21 protein-coding genes and 1 riboswitch are annotated in these 23,314 nt (G+C 41.5%); of the genes, 16 read left to right on the top strand and 5 right to left on the bottom strand.

The window, feature by feature from the left end:
* Nucleotides 1–93: 93 nt before the first annotated feature.
* Nucleotides 94–1,155, top strand: a complete 1,062-nt coding sequence (locus tag ACRYKC_RS00335) for a PQQ-dependent sugar dehydrogenase (RefSeq protein ID WP_433804658.1) — start codon at nucleotides 94–96, stop codon at nucleotides 1,153–1,155.
* Between the two features lie 24 nt (nucleotides 1,156–1,179).
* On the opposite strand, the gene ACRYKC_RS00330 is transcribed toward ACRYKC_RS00335, so the two are convergent.
* Entirely contained in the window at nucleotides 1,180–1,581 is a 402-nt protein-coding gene (locus tag ACRYKC_RS00330) for a hypothetical protein (RefSeq protein WP_433804657.1), read from the bottom strand.
* 200 nt (nucleotides 1,582–1,781) lie between these two features.
* On the opposite strand from ACRYKC_RS00330, the gene ACRYKC_RS00325 reads away from it, so the two are divergent.
* From ACRYKC_RS00325 to ACRYKC_RS00300, 6 genes are all read left to right on the top strand, one after another.
* On the top strand, nucleotides 1,782–2,882 hold the full coding sequence (locus ACRYKC_RS00325; RefSeq protein WP_433804656.1) for a M24 family metallopeptidase: 1,101 nt from the start codon (nucleotides 1,782–1,784) through the stop codon (nucleotides 2,880–2,882).
* A 548-nt stretch (nucleotides 2,883–3,430) separates the two neighbouring features.
* On the top strand, nucleotides 3,431–3,781 hold the full coding sequence (locus ACRYKC_RS00320) for a lmo0954 family membrane protein (RefSeq protein ID WP_433804655.1): 351 nt from the start codon (nucleotides 3,431–3,433) through the stop codon (nucleotides 3,779–3,781).
* Between the two features lie 20 nt (nucleotides 3,782–3,801).
* The gene (locus ACRYKC_RS00315; RefSeq protein WP_433804654.1) at nucleotides 3,802–4,443 is read left to right on the top strand and encodes a PspA/IM30 family protein; all 642 of its coding nucleotides are present in this window, start codon (nucleotides 3,802–3,804) and stop codon (nucleotides 4,441–4,443) included.
* An 88-nt stretch (nucleotides 4,444–4,531) separates the two neighbouring features.
* Entirely contained in the window at nucleotides 4,532–5,254 is a 723-nt protein-coding gene (gene liaF, locus ACRYKC_RS00310) for a cell wall-active antibiotics response protein LiaF (RefSeq protein ID WP_433804653.1), read from the top strand.
* On the top strand, nucleotides 5,251–6,291 hold the full coding sequence (locus ACRYKC_RS00305; RefSeq protein ID WP_433804652.1) for a sensor histidine kinase: 1,041 nt from the start codon (nucleotides 5,251–5,253) through the stop codon (nucleotides 6,289–6,291). The genes liaF and ACRYKC_RS00305 overlap by 4 nt, the downstream gene beginning before the upstream one ends.
* Nucleotides 6,288–6,923 carry a response regulator transcription factor gene (locus ACRYKC_RS00300; protein ID WP_433804651.1) on the top strand — a complete coding sequence of 212 codons (636 nt, stop codon included), beginning with the start codon at nucleotides 6,288–6,290 and terminating at the stop codon, nucleotides 6,921–6,923. The genes ACRYKC_RS00305 and ACRYKC_RS00300 overlap by 4 nt, the downstream gene beginning before the upstream one ends.
* Nucleotides 6,924–6,951: 28 nt before the next feature.
* Here the strand turns inward: ACRYKC_RS00300 and ACRYKC_RS00295 are convergent, their stop codons facing one another.
* Complete coding sequence (locus ACRYKC_RS00295; RefSeq protein ID WP_433804650.1) at nucleotides 6,952–7,791, bottom strand: formate/nitrite transporter family protein; 840 nt, start codon at nucleotides 7,789–7,791, stop codon at nucleotides 6,952–6,954.
* A gap of 470 nt (nucleotides 7,792–8,261) precedes the next feature.
* Here ACRYKC_RS00295 and rpiA point away from each other — a divergent pair, with 470 nt between their 5' ends.
* The 5 genes from rpiA (at nucleotide 8,262) to ACRYKC_RS00270 (ending at nucleotide 13,764) form a co-directional block, all read left to right on the top strand.
* Entirely contained in the window at nucleotides 8,262–8,960 is a 699-nt protein-coding gene (gene rpiA, locus ACRYKC_RS00290; RefSeq protein ID WP_433804649.1) for a ribose 5-phosphate isomerase A, read from the top strand.
* A gap of 82 nt (nucleotides 8,961–9,042) precedes the next feature.
* A complete protein-coding gene (locus ACRYKC_RS00285) occupies nucleotides 9,043–10,572 on the top strand; it encodes an RQC-minor-2 family DNA-binding protein (RefSeq protein WP_433804648.1) in 1,530 nt (509 codons plus the stop codon).
* A 240-nt stretch (nucleotides 10,573–10,812) separates the two neighbouring features.
* Nucleotides 10,813–11,457: a DUF4166 domain-containing protein gene (locus ACRYKC_RS00280; RefSeq protein WP_433804647.1), complete on the top strand. Its 645-nt coding sequence runs from the start codon at nucleotides 10,813–10,815 to the stop codon at nucleotides 11,455–11,457.
* 14 nt (nucleotides 11,458–11,471) lie between these two features.
* Nucleotides 11,472–12,308: a tryptophan 2,3-dioxygenase gene (gene kynA / locus ACRYKC_RS00275; protein ID WP_433804646.1), complete on the top strand. Its 837-nt coding sequence runs from the start codon at nucleotides 11,472–11,474 to the stop codon at nucleotides 12,306–12,308.
* A gap of 91 nt (nucleotides 12,309–12,399) precedes the next feature.
* Entirely contained in the window at nucleotides 12,400–13,764 is a 1,365-nt protein-coding gene (locus ACRYKC_RS00270) for a polysaccharide deacetylase family protein (protein WP_433804645.1), read from the top strand.
* A 41-nt stretch (nucleotides 13,765–13,805) separates the two neighbouring features.
* Here ACRYKC_RS00270 and metX read toward each other — a convergent pair whose 3' ends face one another.
* Complete coding sequence (gene metX / locus ACRYKC_RS00265) at nucleotides 13,806–14,876, bottom strand: homoserine O-acetyltransferase MetX (protein WP_433804644.1); 1,071 nt, start codon at nucleotides 14,874–14,876, stop codon at nucleotides 13,806–13,808.
* A gap of 19 nt (nucleotides 14,877–14,895) precedes the next feature.
* Complete coding sequence (locus ACRYKC_RS00260) at nucleotides 14,896–16,587, bottom strand: O-acetylhomoserine aminocarboxypropyltransferase/cysteine synthase family protein (protein ID WP_433804643.1); 1,692 nt, start codon at nucleotides 16,585–16,587, stop codon at nucleotides 14,896–14,898.
* Nucleotides 16,588–16,697: 110 nt separating this feature from the next.
* Nucleotides 16,698–16,806, bottom strand: a riboswitch (SAM riboswitch).
* 155 nt (nucleotides 16,807–16,961) lie between these two features.
* On the opposite strand from ACRYKC_RS00260, the gene ACRYKC_RS00255 reads away from it, so the two are divergent.
* From ACRYKC_RS00255 to ACRYKC_RS00245, 3 genes are all read left to right on the top strand, one after another.
* Nucleotides 16,962–17,159 (top strand): DUF2188 domain-containing protein, encoded by a 198-nt coding sequence (locus ACRYKC_RS00255; protein ID WP_433804642.1) that lies wholly within the window; start codon nucleotides 16,962–16,964, stop codon nucleotides 17,157–17,159.
* A 150-nt stretch (nucleotides 17,160–17,309) separates the two neighbouring features.
* Nucleotides 17,310–18,533 carry an NAD(P)/FAD-dependent oxidoreductase gene (locus ACRYKC_RS00250; RefSeq protein ID WP_433804641.1) on the top strand — a complete coding sequence of 408 codons (1,224 nt, stop codon included), beginning with the start codon at nucleotides 17,310–17,312 and terminating at the stop codon, nucleotides 18,531–18,533.
* 52 nt (nucleotides 18,534–18,585) lie between these two features.
* The gene (locus tag ACRYKC_RS00245) at nucleotides 18,586–19,044 is read left to right on the top strand and encodes a hypothetical protein (protein WP_433804640.1); all 459 of its coding nucleotides are present in this window, start codon (nucleotides 18,586–18,588) and stop codon (nucleotides 19,042–19,044) included.
* A gap of 33 nt (nucleotides 19,045–19,077) precedes the next feature.
* Here ACRYKC_RS00245 and ACRYKC_RS00240 read toward each other — a convergent pair whose 3' ends face one another.
* A complete protein-coding gene (locus ACRYKC_RS00240; protein ID WP_433804639.1) occupies nucleotides 19,078–19,923 on the bottom strand; it encodes a TetR/AcrR family transcriptional regulator in 846 nt (281 codons plus the stop codon).
* A gap of 154 nt (nucleotides 19,924–20,077) precedes the next feature.
* Here ACRYKC_RS00240 and ACRYKC_RS00235 point away from each other — a divergent pair, with 154 nt between their 5' ends.
* Entirely contained in the window at nucleotides 20,078–23,260 is a 3,183-nt protein-coding gene (locus tag ACRYKC_RS00235; RefSeq protein WP_433804638.1) for an efflux RND transporter permease subunit, read from the top strand.
* The last annotated feature ends 54 nt before the right edge of the window (nucleotides 23,261–23,314 follow it).

Raw genomic sequence — 23,314 nt, 5'->3', positions numbered from 1 at the left:
AAATGCTGGTCCACATTGGGGCCGGCTTTTTTAATGCATATCCATATCTTGCCTGCTACAATACGAGTAACAAAGGAAAGCGGGGTGGCAGGCATGAAGAGAATAGCGTTAGGGTTGATTTACGTGGTGTTCATGTTGCTTTTTGTCGCTTGTTCTGAAGAACCTGAAACGGATAAAGGTGGAGGAGCCTCTGAAAAAGAAGAGGTTAGCGTCCTTGTTAGCGGTTTGAATTCGCCCTGGGACATTGAAGTCAGCCAAGATACTTTTTATATTTCAGAGAGGGATGGAAGTATAGCATCTTGGACGGAAGAAGGCAGCTTAGAGAGAGTTTCAGTAAAAACAGAAAAAGAGATTACTCAAATAGGTGAAGGTGGTCTATTAGGACTCAAGTTGACTCCTGAATTTGAAGACAACAAGCTGGCATACGCTTATCACACTTATGAAGAAGAGCAGGAAGTCTACAATCGTGTCATTCTCATTGAAAAGAAAGAAGATCAGTGGGAGGAAGTCTCAGCCGTCCTGGAAGAAATTCCGGGTGCCCAATTCCATAATGGAGGGCGGTTGGAGCTGGCGACGGACGGAAGTCTGTTCGTCACGACAGGAGATGCACTGAATCAATCTCTCGCTCAAAACCTTGATAGTCTAGCAGGTAAAATTTTGAGAATGAATCCAGATGGTAGTGTACCGGAAGATAATCCATATAAGGATTCGTATGTCTTCAGCTATGGGCATCGTAATCCCCAGGGACTTGCCTGGACCGAGAATGGTGAACTATATGCTTCAGAACACGGGCCTGATAATAGAGATGAGATCAATGTCATTCAACCAGGAAGGAACTACGGCTGGCCATTGATTGTTGGTGATGAAGAGAAAGAAGACATGATTACTCCACTCTATCAAACTGGAAATGACACTTGGGCTCCTTCAGGAGTTGCCATATATAGAGATAAACTTTTTATAGCTGCGTTACGGGGGACGGCTGTTCGAACTCTTTCACTTGAAGGAGATAACCCAGAGGTTGTAACAGAGCAATTTGGTCGTGTAAGGGATGTAGAAGTAGTAAACGATTCTCTTTATTTTATAACAAACAATACAGATGGTAGGGGAACGCCTGATGAGGAGGATGATCGACTCGTCCGTTACTCTCCAAATTAAAAAAGCAGGTGATAAGCACCTGCTTTATGCATCTTCAGATATGAATTTTCCATGTACAAAAGCCATGATGGCAAAGACGACAAATGCAATAAGTAAAACTGTTCCTCCAACAATAAAGAAGATCGTGTTGAAGGTTCGCATCCCGTCAATAGGCTGGGTATAATAAAGCCACATGCCTACGGTAAGACCTAAGACACCGATAAATGAACTCCATACATGAACGGTGGAAAGCTTGGAGTTTTTCGGGATATTAAAGACTTTGTAGTAAATGGCAAAAGCAAAGAGAGAAAGCCAGCCGACAACGAGGATATGTGCGTGAATGGCACTTAATTCAAGTCCGCCGCCACCTGCCATGTGGGATCCTAAAAAAGCTCCGATCAGTGCATAAATTGCTGCTGTTCGTACAAAAAAACGTGTCCGATCCAAATAAATGACCTCCAATTCCTATAAGACCTGTGCCTCTCGTCATTATATCGAAACCTATGCTTTTTTAAAATTAAGAATCTGCAAATGTCGTGAGACGTTCACGAATGGGTACAATTTTTTTGCACTAATTGTGTCATTTGGATTGTCGGTTTTATTGATATATGATGTAAAAAGTAACGATAATCATGAGGAGTGAACGTATGGAACAAAGACGCAAGCGTTTTTCAAAATACTTAAGCGATAACAATATTGATGTCGCATTCATCAACTCGACAGAAAACTTTTTCTACTTAACTGGATTTCATACAGACCCACATGAGAGACTGTTAGGTCTGCTCGTATTTCCAGAGGAGGATCCTATTGCTGTTCTGCCGGGAATGGAAGAGGGGCAGCTTCGTGAAACCGGGTGGTCACATGATGTAGTTGGTTATGCGGACCATGAAGACCCGTGGGCAATGATAGGAGACCTGATGAAAGAAAAAGGGATTACCTCCGTCAAATCTGCTGGGATAGAGAAGCAAGTATTGTCTTACGGTCGTAGTGAATCATTTTTCGGTTTGTTTGAGAAGATTGAGGTCAAAGACGTAGAAGACCAATTAAATGAGATGAGAGTGGTAAAAGATGAGCAGGAAATCGCCATTATGCGCGAGGCGGCAGAACTTGCTGATTTCGGCGTAAAAGTTGGGACGGAAGCTCTACGTGAAGGTATCACTGAAATGGAAGTACTCGCGACGATTGAATATGAATTAAAGAAAAAAGGCGTTTCAGAGATGTCATTCTCTACAATGGTATTATTCGGTGAAAAGTCAGGTCAGCCTCATGGTAACCCTGGTGACCGCAAATTGAAGGCAGGCGACTTTGTTTTATTCGATCTTGGTGTCGTGTGGAAAGGGTACACGTCCGATATTACAAGGACTTATGCTTTTAAGAGCATTTCTGATAAACAGAAAGAAATCTATGAAAAGGTGCGTGAAGCTTTAGAAGCTTCCCTGGCTATCAGTAAACCAGGAACAAGAATTGGAGTTCTCGATAAAACAGCAAGAGATCTCATTACAGAAGCAGGATACGGGGACCTGTTTCCACACCGAATCGGTCATGGCCTAGGAATCAATGTGCACGAATTCCCATCTATGAGTCACTTGAATGATGGTGTATTGAAGGAAGGGATGACGTACACGATCGAGCCTGGAATCTATGATCCTAAAATTGGCGGGGTACGTCTTGAAGATGATGTGCTTGTTACGAAAGATGGATATGAAACGTTGACGAAGACTCCGAAAGAGCTTCGAATTATTGAATAAAAGAGTGAGTGGGCTGTCCGGCGTTGTCGGGCAGTCTTTTTTGTTTTAGTGAGGAATGTTAGTTGGTGTTGCAGCTCGCTCGCTGGAGCTGAATGTTCCCTAGAGTGTGGATATTGTTCCTTTACTGCTGTTTATTGTTCCCTAACGCACCATTATTGTTCCTTATCTAGGTTTAGGAGATATTTTCTGCTTTTTGTCTCTCCATAATACTCCGGACAAGCCCTGACAGCAGCCGCCACGCTACCTTTTTGGACTCAATTCCCGCAAACTTCATAAATCGTGGAGAGTAGTCCACTGGGGGTTAGAGCCGGGAATCCGATTTAGTAAAGCTTCCAGCTGCCTGCGCTGGTTCGACTTTGTCCGTTTAATAGCTGTCACGCTCCTTTCCATACATAGAGTTCTCCTTTAAGAGCTGAATTCCTCTATCAATAAGTCTGACTTCCCTCTAAGCCTCTAGTCTTATAACAAAATATGTCGCTGGCTCATTACCGGAAATTCGCATTCTCGGTAAGATTAAGATAAGAAATGAACGAGGAGGGAAACAAACCATGAAAAAGTTTTTGCTATTCATCGCTGGGCTGGTCGCACTTGGAATCTTACTAGCGAACCTCGGACCTATGATTTTGCTGGGGGCAAGCGTTTGGCTGCTTTATGTAGTATTCAAGCAGTTCATGAAAAGTGACTCCACGGCTGGAAAAATCGCCTGGGTGGTCCTGGGACTGATCATTCTGAGCGTTGCGGTATCTAACATTTATGCCGTTATCGGTTTGGCAGCAGCTTATGGACTTTACCTGATTTATAAAAGCTGGACAAGCAAAACAGAAGGTTCATCCAAGTCTTTTAAGTCTGATGACCCGTTTACCAATTTTGAAAGAGAATGGGCAGAACTAAACAAATAATCACAAAGGAGAGATACTCAATGGCTAACTTGTTTACACGTTTGAAAGATTCGATCACTGCAGATATCCATGAAGCTTTAGACCAGAAAGAACAGAAAAATCCGATTGCGATGTTAAACCAATATTTACGAGAAAGTGAAAAAGAAACAGAAAAGGTGCGTAAGCTAGTAGAGCGTCAGTACCGATTGAAAGATGAGTTCACGCAAGAGTATCAGCGTGCACAAGATATGGCGGACAAGCGTAAGCGCCAAGCGGACATCGCACAAAAAGCAGGGGAGTCTTCTATGTATGAATTTGCTGTCAGGGAACAGCAGGAATACGAGGCACGTGCAGAGAGACTTCAGGTTTCACGCAATGACGCGATTGAACAGCTTGAAACCCTTGAGCAAAAGTATGAAGAGATGAAGCATAAGCTTAAAGATATGCATTTGAAGCGGATGGAGCTGATGGGACGAGAAAATATTGCCCGTGCTCACCACCAGATGAACCAGGTGATCAATGATACAGCGGACAAGCCTTACTCCCGATTCTCGGAGATCGACCGTTACATTGAGGATCTTGAATATAAAGTGGATAGTGCCTACTACCGCAACACTTTTGACAGTAAAATTGCGCAGCTGGAAAAAGATATGAAGAGTACGGAGGAAGTTACCGTGAAATAACAATCATGATATGATAAAAGGCGCAGTATTCTGCGCCTTTTTGATACTATATAATTATAGAGACATGAGAGAGAGGGGGATGACCTGTATGCTTAACCGATTATCAACCGACACGATTAATACGCTTTTAATTATAGGGGTGATCCTCCTCATTATAGAAATTGCTTTTTTCAATGGAGGGCTCGTCTTTTCCGTCCTCTTCTCAAGTCTCCTGATTTACTTGGGGTGGAAAAAGTATCACGTTCTTTGGCGAAAAATTTGCTTTTGGATTGGTGTCATAAGTTTAGTCCTAACAGTTCTTAGTATGATTGCAGTCAGGTTTCTGATCGTTGCAGCGATCATCTTATTTATCAGTAATTATTTTAAGTCAAGAAAAGAACCTGAGTACCTTAATCCTGAGATTACAGAAAGTAAGAAAGAGGTTCCTCATCAAGAAGAACCTATCCTGCGCCAGAAGTTTTTCGGCGACCAATCGACTCCGGATCGTTCCTATCATTGGCAGGATATCAATATCCATGGGGGTTTTGGAGACAGGGTCATTGATTTGAGCCAGACCGTCCTGCCTCAGGATGAAGTCGTCATCTCTGTCCGCCATCTTGTTGGTAACTTAATCATTTATGTGCCTTATGAAGTGGAAGTCAGTATCAACCATAGTGCCGTCATTGGGAGAGCAAGTATTTTTCATTATAAAAATTCCAATGTACTGAACCAAGTGGTTTCCTATCAAACGCCAGATTATGGAACTAAAAAACCTAGGGTAAAAATCATCACCTCATTGCTTTCTGGGGACATCGAGGTGAAGCGGATATGAACATATGGCAAAGACAAGTGCTCACAGCTGTTGTCAGCTTTTTGGTCTTTTCTATCGTGTTATTAGGTTTCACTTTTATGGCGTTTCCGGTGGCCTCTTTAGGGGATTTATGGAGCCGAAAAGTGATTGATTTACCCTATGGTTTTCTTGTACTTACCATCGCTGCAACAGCAGGGCTTGTCGTTGGCGTTTCCCATGGGTGGTACTGGAGAAATCGAATTCATTCTATTGAAATGAAGCTGGATGAAATGGCTAAAGGGAATGAGATTGTTTACGAAGATCCGGAGCTTTTTGAATTGAAACAAATTGAAAACAAACTCAAGCAAATTGAAGACAAGTTCACCAAACAGGCTGAGCTCTCACAGAAACTAGCTACTGAACGAGCAGAAGAGAGAGAAAAAAGCTTGCAGGAAGTGGTTGTCCAAGAGAGAAATCGCCTTGCAAGAGAGCTGCATGATTCTGTCAGTCAACAGCTTTTTGCTGCTTCCATGATGATGTCCGCTATTAATGAAGCTCAGCCTTCCGAAGATGAAGGTACGGCTAAACAGTTGAAAATGGTAGAAAAAATGATTCATCAATCTCAATTGGAAATGCGTGCGCTTTTACTTCACCTTCGTCCTGTAGCCCTTAAAGATAAATCATTGTCTGAAGGTGCTGAGGAGCTGCTTTATGAACTCACCCAGAAAGTGCCGATGGAGATTGAATGGACCGTAGAGCCTCTAGAACTTGATAAAGGACTTGAGGACCAGTTGTTTCGAATTTTGCAAGAATCCATTTCTAATACGTTACGACATGCAAAAGCAGCCACTTTATCTGTCATGCTGATAGAGCGGGACAATAAAATCATTCTTCGTGTTGTAGATGATGGAGTAGGATTCAATGTTGAAGAAGCTAAAGCAAGTTCCTATGGTCTTCAAAATATGCAAGAACGTGCCTATGAAGTAGGAGGAACACTGAAGCTTGTCAGTTTAAAAAATCAAGGAACAAGGCTTGAGGTAAAAGTTCCTTATCGTCAAAAAGGAGGCATAAATGAATGATTACAGTATTGTTTGCTGATGATCATGAGATGGTTCGGATAGGAGTGAGTGCTTATTTGTCTTCCCAAAAAGATATCGAGGTCATCGCCGAAGCGGATGATGGGGGAGAGGCTGTTGAATTAGCGCTCGAACACCGTCCTGATATCATTTTGATGGACTTAGTTATGGAGGAAATGGACGGAATTGAAGCAACGAAGCATATCGTTAAACAATGGCCAGAAGCAAAAATTATTATTGTCACAAGCTTTTTAGATGATGAGAAGGTTTATCCTGCTCTTGAAGCTGGTGCAACAAGCTATATGCTAAAAACGTCCAAAGCAGAAGAAATAGCCAAAGCAATCCGGGCTACATACGAAGGCCAGTCCATCTTGGAACCAGAAGTCACCGGCAAAATCATGACGAAAATGAGAAGACCTGAGGTTAAAGACTTGCATGAGGAGTTAACGAACAGAGAGATGGAGGTTTTAATGCTGATGGCAGAAGGAAAAACGAATCAGGAAATTTCTGATAAGTTGTTTATAGCTCTTAAAACCGTCAAAGTGCACGTCAGTAATATACTAGGTAAGCTTCAAGTTCATGACCGCACGCAAGCTGTTATTTATGCCTTTAAGCATGACCTCGTAAAAAAATGAACCGCACAGGTGTTGTGCGGTTCACTTATTATGAGCGTTTTGTAACATAAGCTTCTGATTGATTCGCATAGTTCAAACTGGGGACTTTTTGTTCTTGTTTCGGCATATTCAAATAAACATAAATGGCTCCTACAAAAAATCCACCCCCGACAATATTGCCAAGAGTGACAGGGATAAGGTTGTGAATCAAACCACTTAATGTCACCAAGGATGTATGTGGGGACGTTAGCGCAATTGAAAATAAGGAGATATTGGCTATGCTATGCTCATATCCAGAAATGAAAAATGTAAAGACAAGTAAAATCATTAAAGCAATTTTAGATAAATCGTCCTTCACTTGCATAGGGAGCCAAACCGCTAAACATACGAGCCAGTTAGCAAGAATGGCACGAAAGAATAGCTGAGAGAATGGGAGATTCATTTTCTTCTCCGCTGTGCTGATTAATAGAGAATGATCTGGATCGATTTGATTAAAAATGCCTGCGAAAAAAATCAATATTGTAAAAAACAAAATCCCCAGTACGTTCCCCCCATAGCAGTAAGCCCATATCTTGAGCGTATCTATCCAATTTGTTTCTTTTTTTAATGTGGATATAGTCATATACATTGTGTTGGATGTGAATAGTTCGGCTCCACCATATATAATCAAACAAAAAGCGATACCGAAGAAGATGGCATTGATGAATGCAGTCGATGCAGCTTGCTGTTCGTAAAAAGGTTGAGCCAGTTTGAAGGACAGGATTAGGGCAAATCCAATGTAGATGCCTGCAAGGGCTGCCCTTATAAGGTAATAGTGGGGTGACTCGTCTACCATCGTCTTTTTACTGCGTGCTTTTTCTACCAGTTTTGTAATTGTTTCTTGTTCCATTATGATCGCCACCTAAGTATGGTTGATTATAAAATATCTATTGTGAAGTATTTCACATGAATAAATATAGTCCTCTAAGGTTAATAATTCAATACTTGTAACGATATTGCCAAATTAAAATTTTGGAAGCGTTTAATATAAAATTAATGATTGATTTTATAAAAAATATCTTGTAATGAAGCACTTATTTTTATTTTGTGATAAATACAAAAAAGTAGGTGAGAAAGAGGACAAGATAAAAGATGATTAATTTCATGTAGATTTTTTTCATAGACTTATACCCCTCTTTGCAAAAAATCGAAAAAAGTCCTACTTCAGCGTATGTAAAAAAGAGTTAAAAGGTTCCATTGTTTTTGTAACGATCTGATTAATTACCCTTTGTTAACGAAGGACTCTGTTACACTTTTCCCTAAGGAAGTGTGCTTGTTTTCTTTTGATTAAGGGAATAACAGAAGGAAGAGGTGATACGAATGAAATGGCAGAATCATTTAGCGGCCAACATAAATTGGGCAGGAGATATTTCCAACTACGAAGAAAAAAATAAAGTAGCCGAGCGTGTAAGTCGGTTTGTAAAAGATGGGGACGTTATCGGTGTAGGATCTGGATCTACGTCGTTCCTTGCTGTGAGAGCAATCGCGGAAAGGGTCAGGCAGGAGAAGCTGGATATTTTGACGATCCCGACTTCCCACGAGGCTCTTCTCAATTGCACTGCGCTTGGACTGAAAACTACTTCTTTAGCAGCTGAACGCCCTGATTGGGCCTTTGATGGGGCAGATGAGGTTGATTCAAACAAGCGTTTGATCAAAGGTCGAGGTGGTGCCATGTTTGCAGAAAAACTCGTGATGGCAAGTGCACCTATGACGTATATTTTAGTAGATGAAAGTAAATTCGTCAGTCGGCTCGGAGAGAAGTTTGCAGTGCCGATAGAAGTGGATCCGCGAGCAGTCCATCTAGTGGAAACAGAGCTGAACAACCTTCAAACGTTGGAGGTTCAGTTAAGAATGGCTAAATCAAAAGACGGTCCGGTCATAACAGAAGCAGGGAATCTTATTCTGGATGCTCGATTCCAGGAAATAACAACAGATATGGAAAGGGAGCTCAGCGCCATTCCAGGTGTAATAGAGACTGGGATATTCACTGGTTATTCCGTGGAAATTTTAACGATCTAAGCCCATTTTCTTGATATTTATTGGTACATCGTAATACTTTTTCTATAATAGAAGTATATCCTTCATTCAAAGGGGAATCACTATGGGACTGCCAAAAAGGATTACTTATCATGACGAACGTTACCCGTTTATTGTACTTGCACCAATAGGCAAGAAGAATAAACAAATTCGCTCCATCGGACATAAATTTGAACGGGGGTTATTTTCCAGGTTAAATGATACGATCGTGGAATTGATTCATGAGCAGTCATGGGACGTAACTAAAATTCGTTGTTATTTAGACGTGACGGGAGAAGCGATTCTTCCAGTTTCACTTCAAAAAGAAGAAAAAGTATATCCTCATTTATTGCGCCCAGAGCTTTTCTTATGGAGTTCATTGCCTGAAGAACATGGACTACCTTTAAAAGATTCTTTTTTATATGACACAGATTTTACTCAATTATCTTCAGAACAGCTCCATGAACATGTGAAAGGAGTACTTGAGGACTATCTGTTTTTAGCGGAAGTGAGTGGTCACACCCGTAATTATTGGTTGAAAAAAATAGGTGAGGCCTTTCACCGTCATCCACTGCTTAAGCTTTTCCATCAGAAAAGGGAAGTAATTGATGCAGTGGAAATAATGAACCAGTCATCCCTGTTGTCTGTATTGAAATATCCGGAAGATATTGCTTTTTGGAGACATAGAGTTGAGATTGTGATGCGGCCTTTCCGATCGCTGCCTTCAAGTTGGATGGAACACGGAAACAAGAAGATTTGCCTACATGAAAAGGAATTGTACTTTGATTCTACCCAGCGAACGATCAATTGCTATTGCGAAACTTGTGATTTCTGTCTGTATTACCACGTTGACGATGACCGGGTGAGCTTTGATGAAGAGTTTAATGTAGAAAGGGCAGCGAAAAGAATCATCACGATCGAGCAGCAATTCAACGATATTGCCTTACAAAATCAACGTTTGCTTGACCAGCTAATTCAAATGCAAAGCTTAAAGAATCAGCTTACGAAAGCGAGAAAACCATTGGAAGAAAGTCTGCAAATTGTCCAAAGGATTGAGAAATACCAGCAAAAGCCGCTGAATTTAACTGAGTATCCGTTATTGCATATGTACCGTCAATTAAGGCAGACAAAGGTTCCAGAACGGGGTTCGCGTTCGGAATTACGATGGTTGTCAGGAGTACATTTAGCACATGTGAAGATATTTAAGGAGCTCCCTGAGTGGTTAAAGCTAGTGCCTGAAAATGTTTATCCAATTACCAGTCACCTTTTAGAAGAGCTTAAACAACAATTAGAAGAAGTTCGGTATGAGGAAGAAGATATTATCATTACCATTAAGGGCCGACCGCTTACGTATGGAACGGTGCAGCAGATTCTTGATTTAATTCATTATTATGGAACGGATTACCCTGCGCATACCTTAGTTCAAATGCTCGCAGGAAAAGCTACTAACAAATTGAGAACCTTACATCTTCACGAAACCAGATGGTTCGGGCTCTTATCCGAATGGCCCGAAAAGCATATTCAAAAACTGTTCAGCCAGCTCGAGAAAAAAGGATGGCTCATGAAACAACAAAAAGGCTACTCCATCAGCGACTTCGCAGAAGAAGTCATGTGAATATATGGTGTGGAAGCGACTATTAATTTTTTAGAAGACCTGCTATTGCAGTGGATCCCCTCCAAAACAGGCCTGGATGCAGGTCTGTTTTTTTATCCTTGGAAAACGCTTGCATATGCTATAATGCCATTAAAAGAGATAATAGAAGGGCAACCTAAAAACTATCTTATTCTAATAATATAGAAGCGATGACAAAGAAATATTTGTATAGAGCCGACAAGTTTAGAGGAGGAGTTAATCATGCAATCCATCTACCACCGAGCCCTTGGAGAAGAATTTCATAATCTCCATCCGGAAATGCAGAAGAAGTACGGATTGACAAGCAAACAAAACTTAATGATATTAGGACAAGGAAAAATGACGGAAATAAGAGGCACTCATCCCGTGATAAGACCGTTCCTGACCTTTTTAGCAAAAGACAATATTGTGTTTGCAGAGCGTGGAAAAGATGTTCCATTCACGCTTGAAAACTATGCCTATGAAGATGAAATGGGGAGAGAAACTGTAAGCTGGATTCGTCGGTTCTTCTTTCCGTTTTCAATTCGAGGCTTTGATGCTGCGATGCGTTATGATGAAGAGAAACAAGCAGTCGTCGATGATTTAGGGAAGTCAGGTTCTTTGCAGACAGAACTCAAATTGCACGTGACACCAGAAGGCGGTCTTTTTATGGAGTCAGAGGATATGTCTTGGCAAGAAAAGTGGAATGTGTCTGGACCTACTACTTCTGTCTATGAGCATTATGATGAACAAGAAGAAGCTTATCGGGTTCATGTGCATGTGGAGCATCCCGTTTTAGGGACCATGTTGATGTATGAAGGTGCTGTTCATACTGAATTTCTGCCAATGACTTATAACAATATTCCTGCACGGGGAATTTTGGATTAAAGGAGGGATCGGGCATGAGTTATCGCGATTCGAAGGATGAAGAGAACGTTCACACGGATTTTAGAGAACAGATGACATACGGGGATTACTTGCAGCTTGATCAGCTTTTGGGAGCTCAGGACCGTTTATCTTCCCATCACGACGAGATGTTGTTCATTATTATTCATCAGGTAAGTGAATTATGGATGAAGCTGATTTTACACGAACTTTGGGCAGCCATCGATGCGATCAATAAGGGGGATTTACAAGCTGCATTTAAAATGCTGGCACGGGTTTCCAATATTCAAAACCAAATCATTCAGGCATGGGATGTACTCTCTACTTTGACGCCGTCTGAATATATTGAGTTCCGTGATGATCTTGGCCAAGCCTCTGGCTTCCAATCATACCAATATCGCATGATCGAATTTGCTTTGGGGTATAAGACTCCGCATGTGATGAAAATTTACGAAAAAGATGAAGCTCTACATAAAAAGCTAACAGAAGCTTATCAATCACCTAGCATTTACGATGTCGCTATTAAAAAGCTGGCTGAGGCTGGGTTTGATATCAATCCAAGTCTCCTGAATCGAGATTATACTGTGATGTATCAAGCTGATGGGTCTGTTGAAGAAGCCTGGAAACAGGTTTATTTAGATGTAGACAAGTACTGGGATTTATATCAACTGGCAGAAAAATTGGTGGATATTGAGGATTCCCTACAGCAATGGCGTTTCAGGCATATGAAAACAGTAGAGCGAATTATCGGACATAAAATAGGTACGGGCGGATCTTCGGGTGTAGGCTATTTGAAAAAGGTCTTAGACCATCGATTTTTTCCAGAACTTTGGGATATTCGAACCCACCTGTAATCTGAATAGACTGAAAGTAACGAATCTGTTAAATCAGTATTACATTTATGTTACAATGGGTTGTGTATAAATAAAAAGAAGAGGGAAGATTATGAGACGACCCATTTTATATATAGCAATTCTTGGTTTGTTGTTGCTTACGGCTTGCTCTTTCATAGCCAGCGCTGACGAATCTGCAGATTCATCGGAATCGACTGCACAGCCAAGCTATGAAGTGACGATGGAAACAGAAATAGTGGAATATGAAGAGTACCATATTACTATTCACTATCCGCAAACATCTAACAATAAAATTAATCAGACCATTATAGATTATGTGAATCAAAGGAAAGCTGCTTTCAAAAAAGAGAGCTACCAGTCTATACAAGAACACGGAAAGGCCAAGTCTCATGAACTGCACATAGACTTTGAAGTTCCTCACCAGGGCTCAAGCTTTTTCGTTGTGAGATTTGAAGAAACGATGGACGTGGGGGAACCCGAGCTCATTCATGATCAGACGGTGATGAATTTTGGCAAGAAGAATGGAAAGCTTATCCAGTTAGATCAATTATTTAAAAATGACCGTGATTATGTGGAGCACTTAACTAAACTCACAAAAGAGAAGCTTAGAGACGATCTTAGTGAAGAAGCATACTATCATACTGAGGTTCAGGAAGTATTGAAAGCAGTATCAACCAATTACGAAAATATTGCATTAACCGGAAATGGTTTGGAAATATATTTGAATCATGCAGTAGCTACACTTCCGGAGAAAGTGGTAATAAGTCAACGTTCGATCAAGGACTTGTTAAATGACAGTTATTCAGAGGCGTTGATGTCTGAAGGTATTAAGCAAGTCAGTCATAAACAACACGTTGACTCATCTCAAGAAACAAAGAAGATTGAAAAGTCGGAGGAGGAGAGTAATTCAGAATCAAAGAGAATTGCATTAACCTTTGACGATGGTCCGCACCCTAAGGTCACACCAAACGTTCTTAAAATATTGGAAAAATATGAAGCAAAAGCGACCTTTTTCATGATTGGGAAAAGAGTTCAATACTTTTCTGAAACAGCAAAAATGGTTGCTGATCAAGGGCATGAAATAGGAAATCATACGTGGGACCACCCGAGGTTGACGAGATTATCGGCTGAAGAAGTAGATAATCAGATAGATAGAACACAAGAAATCATCAAAGAGGTGACAGGGGTCCAACCTAGGATGATCCGACTCCCATTTGGAGAGGTGCCTTCTCAGTTTTCAAGTACACAGCTAAAAATCATTCCATTAGATGCCCATGGAGAAAATTGGCAAGAAAAAGAACCAGAGCAATTGGCACAGGAATTAATTGAAAATGTGGAGAGTGGTGACACGCTCTTGCTTCATGACCTTCAAAGCACTTCTGTAGAAGTCCTTGAATTGGTACTGCATGAGTTGAACAACAAAGGGTACAAAATTGTAAAAGTAAGTGAGTTATAAGACTAAAATAGCAGCCTGCAATTAGATTGCAGGCTGCTATTTTAGTTTTTAATCGGCTTTTGGTTTAATTTTTGTTTAATCCATTTCCCCCATTCCTCAAATTCAACTAAAAATCCGTCATGGCCATAGTCGGTATCTACATGGTAGTGCTCTCCTGATTTAACTTTTTCACTAAAGTGCTTCATTAGATCATAAGGGTATAGGAGGTCATGCTCGAAACTAATCGTAAATACATCGGCTTTGTATTGCTCAGCAGCTTTTTGCCAGCCATTTCGGTCACGGCCGATATCATGATGGTTCATGGCCTCAAGAAGATAAAGGTAACTATTCGCATCAAAGCGCCCCTTAATTTTATCTCCTTGATAATCAAGATAGGACTGGATGTCATAAGAGGAAGAAGTACGTCTTTTACGATCGAACCTTTTCTGGAATAGAGTGCGGCTTCTATACGTGACCATTCCAGCCATTCGCGCAATTTCAAATCCTTGGAGGTGATCATTTGATACATACTCTCCATTGTTGAAGGCAGGATCATCTTTGATGGCCCGTGCTCCTATATGATTAAAAGCAATGCCATAATCACTAAGATAAGGGGTAGCAGCGAGAATGAATAATTGATCCATAAAATCGGGATAGAGTATTCCCCATTCAAATGTCTGCATGCCACCTAGAGAACCTCCTGTTACAGCCTGAACGTGATGAATTCCGAGTTGGTCCAACGCTTGTTTTTGAGCATGAACCATGTCGCGGATCGTTACTGGAGGAAAGTTTAATCGATATTGTTTCTTTGTTTGGGGGTGGATGCTGGCTGGTCCTGTTGACCCGTGACAACCCCCAAGGACATTAAATGTAATGACCTGGTAATGGTCTGTATCGATGGGGGCTCCTTTCCCGATCAGCCCAGCCCACCAGCCGGGTTCTTCTTCTGACCCAAGGGCGTGTTGATTTCCTGTCAGTGCGTGGCAGATGAGGATTACGGGCGCATCTTTAGGTCCATAGCGCTCGTAAGCAAGTTCCACATCAGCCAACCGATCTCCAGACTCGAAAGTGAAATCACCGATGGAAATAGTTGTTAAGTTTTCAGTGCGGCTGGTGGGGTTTTTCAATGACATGTTTTGACTCCTTTCCTGTTTAGACTGATAAGGGCTGCTCATTTAGCTTTTTGCCTGAACGTAAAGCAATCACTGCTTCATAAAGGTTTAATCCTGAAACTATATTGTCTTTCTCACTCTTAACTGGGGTCTTTGACCAGATCAAGTGTGGCTTTACACTTTCTGCCGCTCTGAGCTTATGCTCATCAAGCACAGGGAAATACAAGACATCCACTGTTCCTCCCGCTGATTGAACCACTTGATCGATTTCCTGATAATGCTCAACTTTAAATCCCAAACGTTCAAGTTTCTTAGATTCACGGTCATCATTAGCTCCTCCAACTATAGCGATTACCCTTTGTCTAAGGTCTCCAGATCGATCTAATGAAGAAGCGAGAACATCTTCGGCAGGATGTTTGGAAGTGTTGTATGGTTTCGAATGCCCAGTAGCTTTGTGAATGGCTGCATCCAAGTCTTGTATTAAATCTTCAACAGACTCTAAACCAACGGACAACCGCACCAGCTCTTCTGTCACTCCTGATTTTTGTAGATTTTCGTCATTGAGCTGCTGGTGAGTGGTAGAAGCAGGGTGAATGATTAAAGATTTTGCATCACCGACGTTGGCAAGGTGAGACCATAGGTTTGTATGATCAATCAGCTGACGTCCAGATTCTCTTCCGCCTTTAATTCCAAAAACGACAATCGAACCGGCGCCGTATTGGAAATACTTTTTAGCAAGAGAATGGGTCGGATGGTCTGGTAAGCCAGGGAAGGTTACCCAAGACACCCCGTCATGGTCTTGAAGGTACTCGGCGATTTCTAAAGCTTGATCGGTATGCTTCTTGATCCTCAAATGAAGCGTTTCTAAGCCTTGTAGTAATAAGAACGCATTGTGTGGACTTAAGCATGCACCAATATCACGCAATAGTTGAACTCTTAGCTTAATCGCATAACCGACTGGACCTACATCAATACCGAAGCGGATGCCGTTGTAACTATCATCAGGTTCAGTAAATCCAGGGAATTTCTCATGGTTCCAGTCAAAACGTCCGCTATCAACAACAATACCTCCAATAGCTGTTCCATGACCGCCGATCCATTTCGTAGCGGAGTGGACAACAATGTCTGCTCCCCAGGCTATCGGTTTACAAACATAAGGAGTAGCGAATGTGTTATCGATAATCAAAGGAATATGATGATCGTGAGCCACATCTGCTACAGCTTCAATATCAAGCACGTTCAAACTTGGATTCCCGATCGTCTCTGCGAAGATGGCCTTTGTATTTGGAGTAATGGCTTTTGCAAAGTCTTCAGGATCTGTTCCTTCTACAAAGTGGACATTGATTCCATATTTAGGGAGAGTATGGACGAATAAGTTATACGTGCCCCCATACAAATGGGTGGAAGTGACGATATCGTCTCCAGATTGAGCAATGTTCAAGATAGCTAAAGTAATCGCTGACATCCCTGAAGCAGTGGCGACAGCGGCTGCACCATCTTCCAGCAGCGCGATACGCTGCTCAAGCACATCAACGGTAGGATTCATTATGCGGCTGTAAATATTCCCTGGCTCAGCAAGGGAAAAGAGGTTTTGAGCATGGTCTGTATCCTTAAAAACATAGGATGTGGTTTGATAAATGGGGACAGCACGAGAACCTGTAGAGGGGTCTGGTTCCTGGCCTCCATGAAGCAATAGCGTTTCGGGTCCGAATTGGTGGAAAGGTAACGTCATTGATAATTCCTCCTCAAATATGGTTTCTAGGAGCTCCTTTAGGTAAAAAACAAGAAGAACCAAAAAGCCCTCTTCTTTTATAAGAAGAGGGCCGTAAAAATTAAGTCCTCCTCTTATCTGCCAGATCATTTGACCTGTAGGATTTAGCACCTTTTCAAGCGATACTTGAAGGTTGCCGGGCGTCGTAGGGCCTAGTCCCTCTGCCACTCTCGATAAGAGTATTTGTTTGAATATTCAGCTTTTACTTAACTTGTATGAAATTATAAAAGGAACCATGACTAATGTCAAATCATTTTACAAAATTAGAATGTGTTTACTTGTGATCTGTTATGGGAATTGTCTACCAAGTCTTTAGAGAAGGAGAGTATGAAACAATGAAGGAATATAGTGTAGTACCTAACAAAGATGTAACAGGATGGTTTGTAAAGATAGAGGATGTTTCTCCTACAGACCTTTATGACGAAAGAAATACGGCGATTGAAAAAGCTGAAGAAATCGCTAAGGAAAATAAACCGAGTAAGCTTCTAATTCTTGATCAAAATCATGAAATAGAAGAAGAAAGAAATTATTAAGTTCAAAAACTCCCGTGGCCTCGGGAGTTTTTTTATTTCTACACTTAGTTGCTTGAACCAGACTGTAAATAAAGAGGAAGAGGTGAGTACTAGTTTTCCTATTTACATGATAGGATGGAAGAAAAACGATTGAAAAGGTGAGTAAAGTAAATGGAGCAAAGGTATGATGTGATCATTGTAGGGGCAAGAGTTGCAGGCTCTAGCCTGGCGATTCAATTGGGAGAAATGGGGAAGAGAGTGCTGCTATTGGATAAAGCCTCGTTTCCGAGTGACACTTTATCGACTCATCATATGTCTCATCTAGAATATTTAAGAAAGCTTGGGGTGCTTAAGGAAGTTGAAGCTTCTGGCTTGCGTAAAATCAGCCGGATGCGAACCTATATTGGAAGCAGCTTTGTGGAAGGACCACGTGCTTCTTATACGATTATTCCAAAGCGTGATCTTTTGGATCAAATTCTTTTAAATAGAGCGAATGATCTTCCTACAGTTTCTCTAAGAGAAAATCATTCTGTCCGTGATTTGATATGGGAAAGAAAACAGGTCAAGGGAGTCGTTGTAGAAGACCCTGCCGGCCGAATGAAGTCCATTTCCTGTGATTTAGTTGTTGGGGCAGACGGGAAGCATTCCAATATCGCTTATTGGGTTAAAGCTGAAAAATATAAACAGCAGAATCCTCTTCGGCCGGTTCTTTATGGCTACTATGATGGGGTGAAGCCATTAAAGGAGCCTGCCACGGAAATTTTCCTACATGAAGGAAGGATCGGTTTTCTTTTTCCAATGGAAGAAGGCAGGGATTGTTTAGGGCTTGAAATTTATCCGGAAGAGTTCAAGCAAATGATGAAATCGCCGAAAGAAAGCTTTGAAAAAATGTATCGATCACTTTATGGAATGGACATGAGGCTTGAAGGAGCTGTTTTACGAGGCAAGATCATTGGAACTCCAGGCATGCCTAATTTTTTCAGAAAAGCTTATGGAGACGGATGGGCGCTGATCGGAGATGCGGGGCATAGCAAAGACCCCAGTACAGGGCTTGGTATCAATGATGCATTCATGCAGTCCTTTCTTTTAGCCGAGGCGATCCAGTTGATGGATCAAGGCAAAAGCCGTGGAGAGGCGATGGAAGTTTTTCAACAAGAACGGGATCGGCGCCTAAATCCGGGGCATGATTTAACGCTTAATTATGTTCAGTCTCTTAGAAAATGGACACCAAATGAAATGGCACTGTTCCAGGCAATGGCCGCCAACCCTATGGTTTGGAATAAGCTTGTCCCTAATCTAGCTGAACAATTGAAGCGGGAATCACCGGATATTCCTTTGCTGCATCAATCAATTCAGCTGGAGGCTCAATCTTTTGGTTTCAATCCAGAATCTTGAAGAAGGAAAGGCTCTTATTTGTATAGAATTCTATATAGAGAGGTGAGAGTATATGACATGGTCAAAAGATAAGGCGTTTGAAAAACTGCAAGAAATCTACACTGACCGCGTAATGCAGGATGAAAAAAGACGAATTTTTCAGCAAGTGTATCGACATTTACATGAACATTTAGATGATTTGGCAGTTAAAGGCGGTTTGAAAGAGGAAGCAGAAAAGCAGCTCAAATTCTTTAAAGAATACACATTCATGCCTGGTGACAATTTATTTCAATCGATGCGTTATGTTTTTCTCATTGCTAGAGGTGAAGGTGAAACAGATCCTCAAATTACTCAGCAGCATTTGAATCGAATTTATAAAGCACTTTTTCAGCCATCTGGACTAAAAAATCCGTATATACCGGATTCTTTCTGGGATACACCTCTTGGAGTGGCGTGTTTAATTGCAGAAGAGGGAGTTGAAGCAGTTTATCCGATACTGGATGAAATTCTAGAAGCTGAAAGTGTTTACTAAAGGAAAAAGAGGGGCGATAGCGGCCCCTCTTTTTTAAAGCTTGAAATATGTTCTAATTTGACCGGCGAGTCCCTGATAGCTTTCTACCTCATCTAAATTAAAAAGCATACCTTTAATAATGGCTGGACGAGGGTCGTTTTTTTGTATTTCGTCTAGCAAAACGGAAAGGGTATCGTTTATTTCCCCGCTGGACTGGTCTTCGAGTTCAATTAATCTTTGAATAATTTCATCCAATTCGTATTGATAATAATCCTTGGGGATGACCTGGTCCATGACTGATTCTGTTATGACCGGTTGGTCACCACTCGCCTTGAATCCTTCAACGATATAATCCGTTCTTCTCAACATAGCTTCTGACAGTGCCTTAAAATCAAGTTTCGCATTCTCAATGATGACAAGGTCCATAAAACCTTTGAATATTCCTTGCAAAAGCAAACTAATTTCCCATAGAAACTCTTCTACTTCTTTTCCATAAATCGCTAAAAGATGCCGCTTATAAAAAAGATAGGAGTTAAAGCGGGTCTTCTTTAAAAATTCATCAATATTCTCATTAAAAGGAATAGCTTGTTCCCTAATTTGCATAATGATGAATTCACGGTGCTCTGCAATCTCTTCAAATGTAATTTGCATTTGCCTGATAAACTTAGTTCTTGCATCTAGATCAAGAGACTGTATATCGTCTATTTTTCTTTGGATTCTTTCATAGTAGTAGTTGAAAATTTCTAGAAGGAGGGCATCTTTTGATTTGAAATGGAGATAAAAAGCTCCTTTAGACATCCCGCACTCGTTTGCTATTTCTTGTACGGAAGTAGAGCTAAACCCCTTCTTAGCAAATAGTTTGATTGACTGCTCTATGATGTGAATTGACTTTTGGTCCATATTTCATTGCTCCTTACTTTTTCTATCTCGGAGGTTCATGTATGTTAGATTAACATAAAAGTTTCAAAAGCATTTCCTCTTGACTTATGACCGGTTGGTCATTAGTATTATAAATGGTTCTGACTATACGGTCAATATAGGGAGGAAAGCAGAAATGAAAGGCATCATCAATTTTTCGATGAACAATAAATTTGCTATTTGGCTAATGACCATCATCATTACGATAGCGGGTTTATACTCAGGTTTAAATATGAAATTGGAAACGATACCTGATATTGAACCACCGATTATTACAGTTACCACCGTTTATCCAGGTGCTACGCCTGAAGAGGTAGCGGATCAAATTTCTGAACCATTGGAACAACAGGTTAGTAATTTGAGTGGAGTGAAGACCGTCAGCTCCACGTCTTATCAAAACGCTTCTTCTCTTCAGCTTGAATATAGCTTTGATAAAAGTTTAGACGAAGCAGAGGACGAATTGCAAGAGACTATAGATAAAGCTGAACTGCCTGATGAAGCTCAAGAGCCCTCAGTTTCTCGCTTGAATTTTAACGCTTTTCCAGTAGTGAGCTTTAGCGCAGTGAATGGAGATCAATCACTGGAACAATTAACCACTACAGTTGAAGAAGACATCGTTCCCGCTCTTGAAGGACTTGAGGGTGTGGCAGAAGTTCAAGTATCCGGCCAGCAAGTGCAGGAAGTTCGCATAGATATAAATGAAGATGCTTTAGCTGAACGGGGCATGGATGCTGAAACAGTTACGAATTTAATAAAAGGCGCAGATGTGTCTTTCCCGTTAGGGTTATATAATTTTGACGATACACAGAAATCAGTTGTATTGAATGGTGATCTAACTAGTGTTGAAGAACTGCGAAATCTGGAAATACCAGCGGTTCCGAGTCAATCCGCGCAGGGCCAAACCAGTGAGTCTCAAAGTCAGGGTGCACCATCGGAAAGGCAGGCGACACCTCCACAAGGGCAGACAGGGCAAGGCCAACCGTCTGGTCAGCAAGGTTCCCAAGCACAAGCGGCTATGGCAGAGATCCCTACAGTTCAACTAGAGGAAATTGCCGACATTGAAATTGTTGGGGAGGCAGAATCGATTTCCCGAACGAATGGGCAAGATTCGATCACTCTGCAGGTGGTTAAATCGCAAGAAGCGAACACGGTAGATGTTGTGAATTCCGTGAAAGAAGAAACAGCGAGTTTTGAAGGGGAATTGGACGGAGTTGAGTTCATTTATTCCTTTGATCAAGGGGAACCCATTGAAGAGTCTGTAAGTACAATGCTTAATAAAGCACTATTTGGCGGTTTGTTTGCTGTTATTGTGATTCTTTTGTTCCTGCGTAACTTCAAAACAACCATCATTTCAATTATTTCGATTCCATTGTCCTTACTGATTGCGATCTTACTGTTAAAACAGTTGGATATTACGTTGAACATCATGACATTAGGAGCGATGACGGTGGCTATAGGAAGGGTCGTCGATGATTCCATTGTCGTGGTGGAGAATATTTACCGAAGGATGTCCTTACCTGGCGAAAAATTAGCTGGTAAAGACTTGATAAGATCGGCAACTCGTGAAATGTTTATGCCGATTCTATCTTCTACACTTGTCACGATCGCGGTCTTTCTTCCGTTAGGGTTGGTTGAGGGGACAGTTGGTCAGATCTTCCTTCCATTCGCTTTAACGGTTGTATTTGCACTGCTTGCGTCGTTATTAGTAGCCATCACCATTGTACCAATGCTTTCAGATACTCTTCTGAAAAAATCAAAGGTCAAACAGGTGAAGCATGAAGAGGGTGGAGGACTTGCAGCAAGAATTTACCGTTCTATCCTTACAAGCACATTAAATCACAAAATCATAGCTACTTTAATTGCAATCGGTGTTCTAGTAGGGAGTATTGCCTTGGTTCCACTAGTAGGAACAAGTTTCTTACCAGAACAAGAGCAAAAAATGGTAATGGCCACCTACAATCCAGAGCCGGGGCAAACGCTTGAGGATGTAGAAAGCATCGCTATGGATGCTCAAGAATTCTTTGAAGGGCGAGAAGGGACAAATACGATTCAGTATTCTGTCGGTGGAGAAAACCCGATGAGCCCTGGAGCCTCGAATCAGGCTGTCTTCTATGTCGAATACGCTGACGAAACGGAGAATTTCTCTGAAGAATCCCAGCAAGTCATCGATCAATTGAATGAGCAAACAGACAAAGGAGAATGGGCCAGTCAGGACTTCTCTGGTACCGGCTCAAGCAACGGTCTTGAATTAAGGGTTTATGGCGATAATACAGAGGAGATAAAACCGGTAGTAGCCGACGTAGAAGAGCTTTTATCCGAACAGGATAACTTGCGTAACATTGATTCGAGTATCTCTGAGTCTTATGAAGAATACACGTTAGTCGCTGATCACGAGAAGTTGAGCCAGTTAGGTTTGACTGCCGGCCAGTTAGGCATGGAGCTGAATCAGAATAGAGAACGCCCAGTAATAACAACCGTTGTACAGGACGGAGAGGAAGTCAATGTTTACCTTGAGGTGCAGGAAGAAAAGTATAGTGATATCGACGACTTGACTGATCGTGAAATAAAGAGCCCTACAGGTCAATCTGTTCCTATCAGTGACGTGGTAGAAGTGGAAGAGGGGACAACAGCTGACACCATTACTCGGCGTGACAACCGTGTCTATGCGAGTGTGAGTGCAGAAATCATTGTTGATGATGTCGGAACTGTATCTGCCAATGTGAATGAAAAGGTTCAGGATATGGAAACTCCCGATGGTGTTGATATTACTCAAGGCGGTGTAGCCGAAGATATCAACGAGTCTTTCACTCAGCTTGGATTGGCGATGCTGGCTGCCATTGCCATTGTGTATTTGATCCTGGTCATTTTCTTTGGTGGAGGCTTGGCGCCGCTTGCGATCTTATTCTCCCTGCCGTTCACAATTATCGGTGCGGTATTAGGTCTATTAATTAGTGGAGAAACATTAAGCATCTCCGCCATGATTGGAGCCCTCATGTTGATTGGAATCGTTGTAACAAACGCGATCGTTCTGATCGACCGTGTCATTCATAAAGAAAAAGAAGGATTTTCGACAAGAGAAGCCCTAATCGATGCTGGAATGACACGATTACGCCCGATCTTAATGACAGCTTTGGCGACCATTGGAGCGCTGCTGCCGCTTGCCTTAGGCTTTGAAGGCGGGTCAATTATTAGTAAAGGTCTAGGTGTGACAGTCATTGGAGGCTTGACGAGCTCAACGCTTCTGACATTGCTGATTGTACCTCTGGCCTATGAAGTGCTTAGTAAAATTCGTCGAACGAAAAAAGTCAACGAAGCTTAAAACTTTTGGTAAAATAAGAACATCTCCATCAATTTGGAGGTGTTCTTTTATTTT

It is taken from the genome of Halobacillus sp. A1-3, assembly GCF_050971765.1.
GTDB classification, from domain to species: Bacteria; Bacillota; Bacilli; order Bacillales; family Halobacillaceae; genus Halobacillus; species Halobacillus mangrovi_B.
Note: the sequence above shows the minus strand (reverse complement) of the source record. Positions and strands in the feature narration are given on the sequence as shown.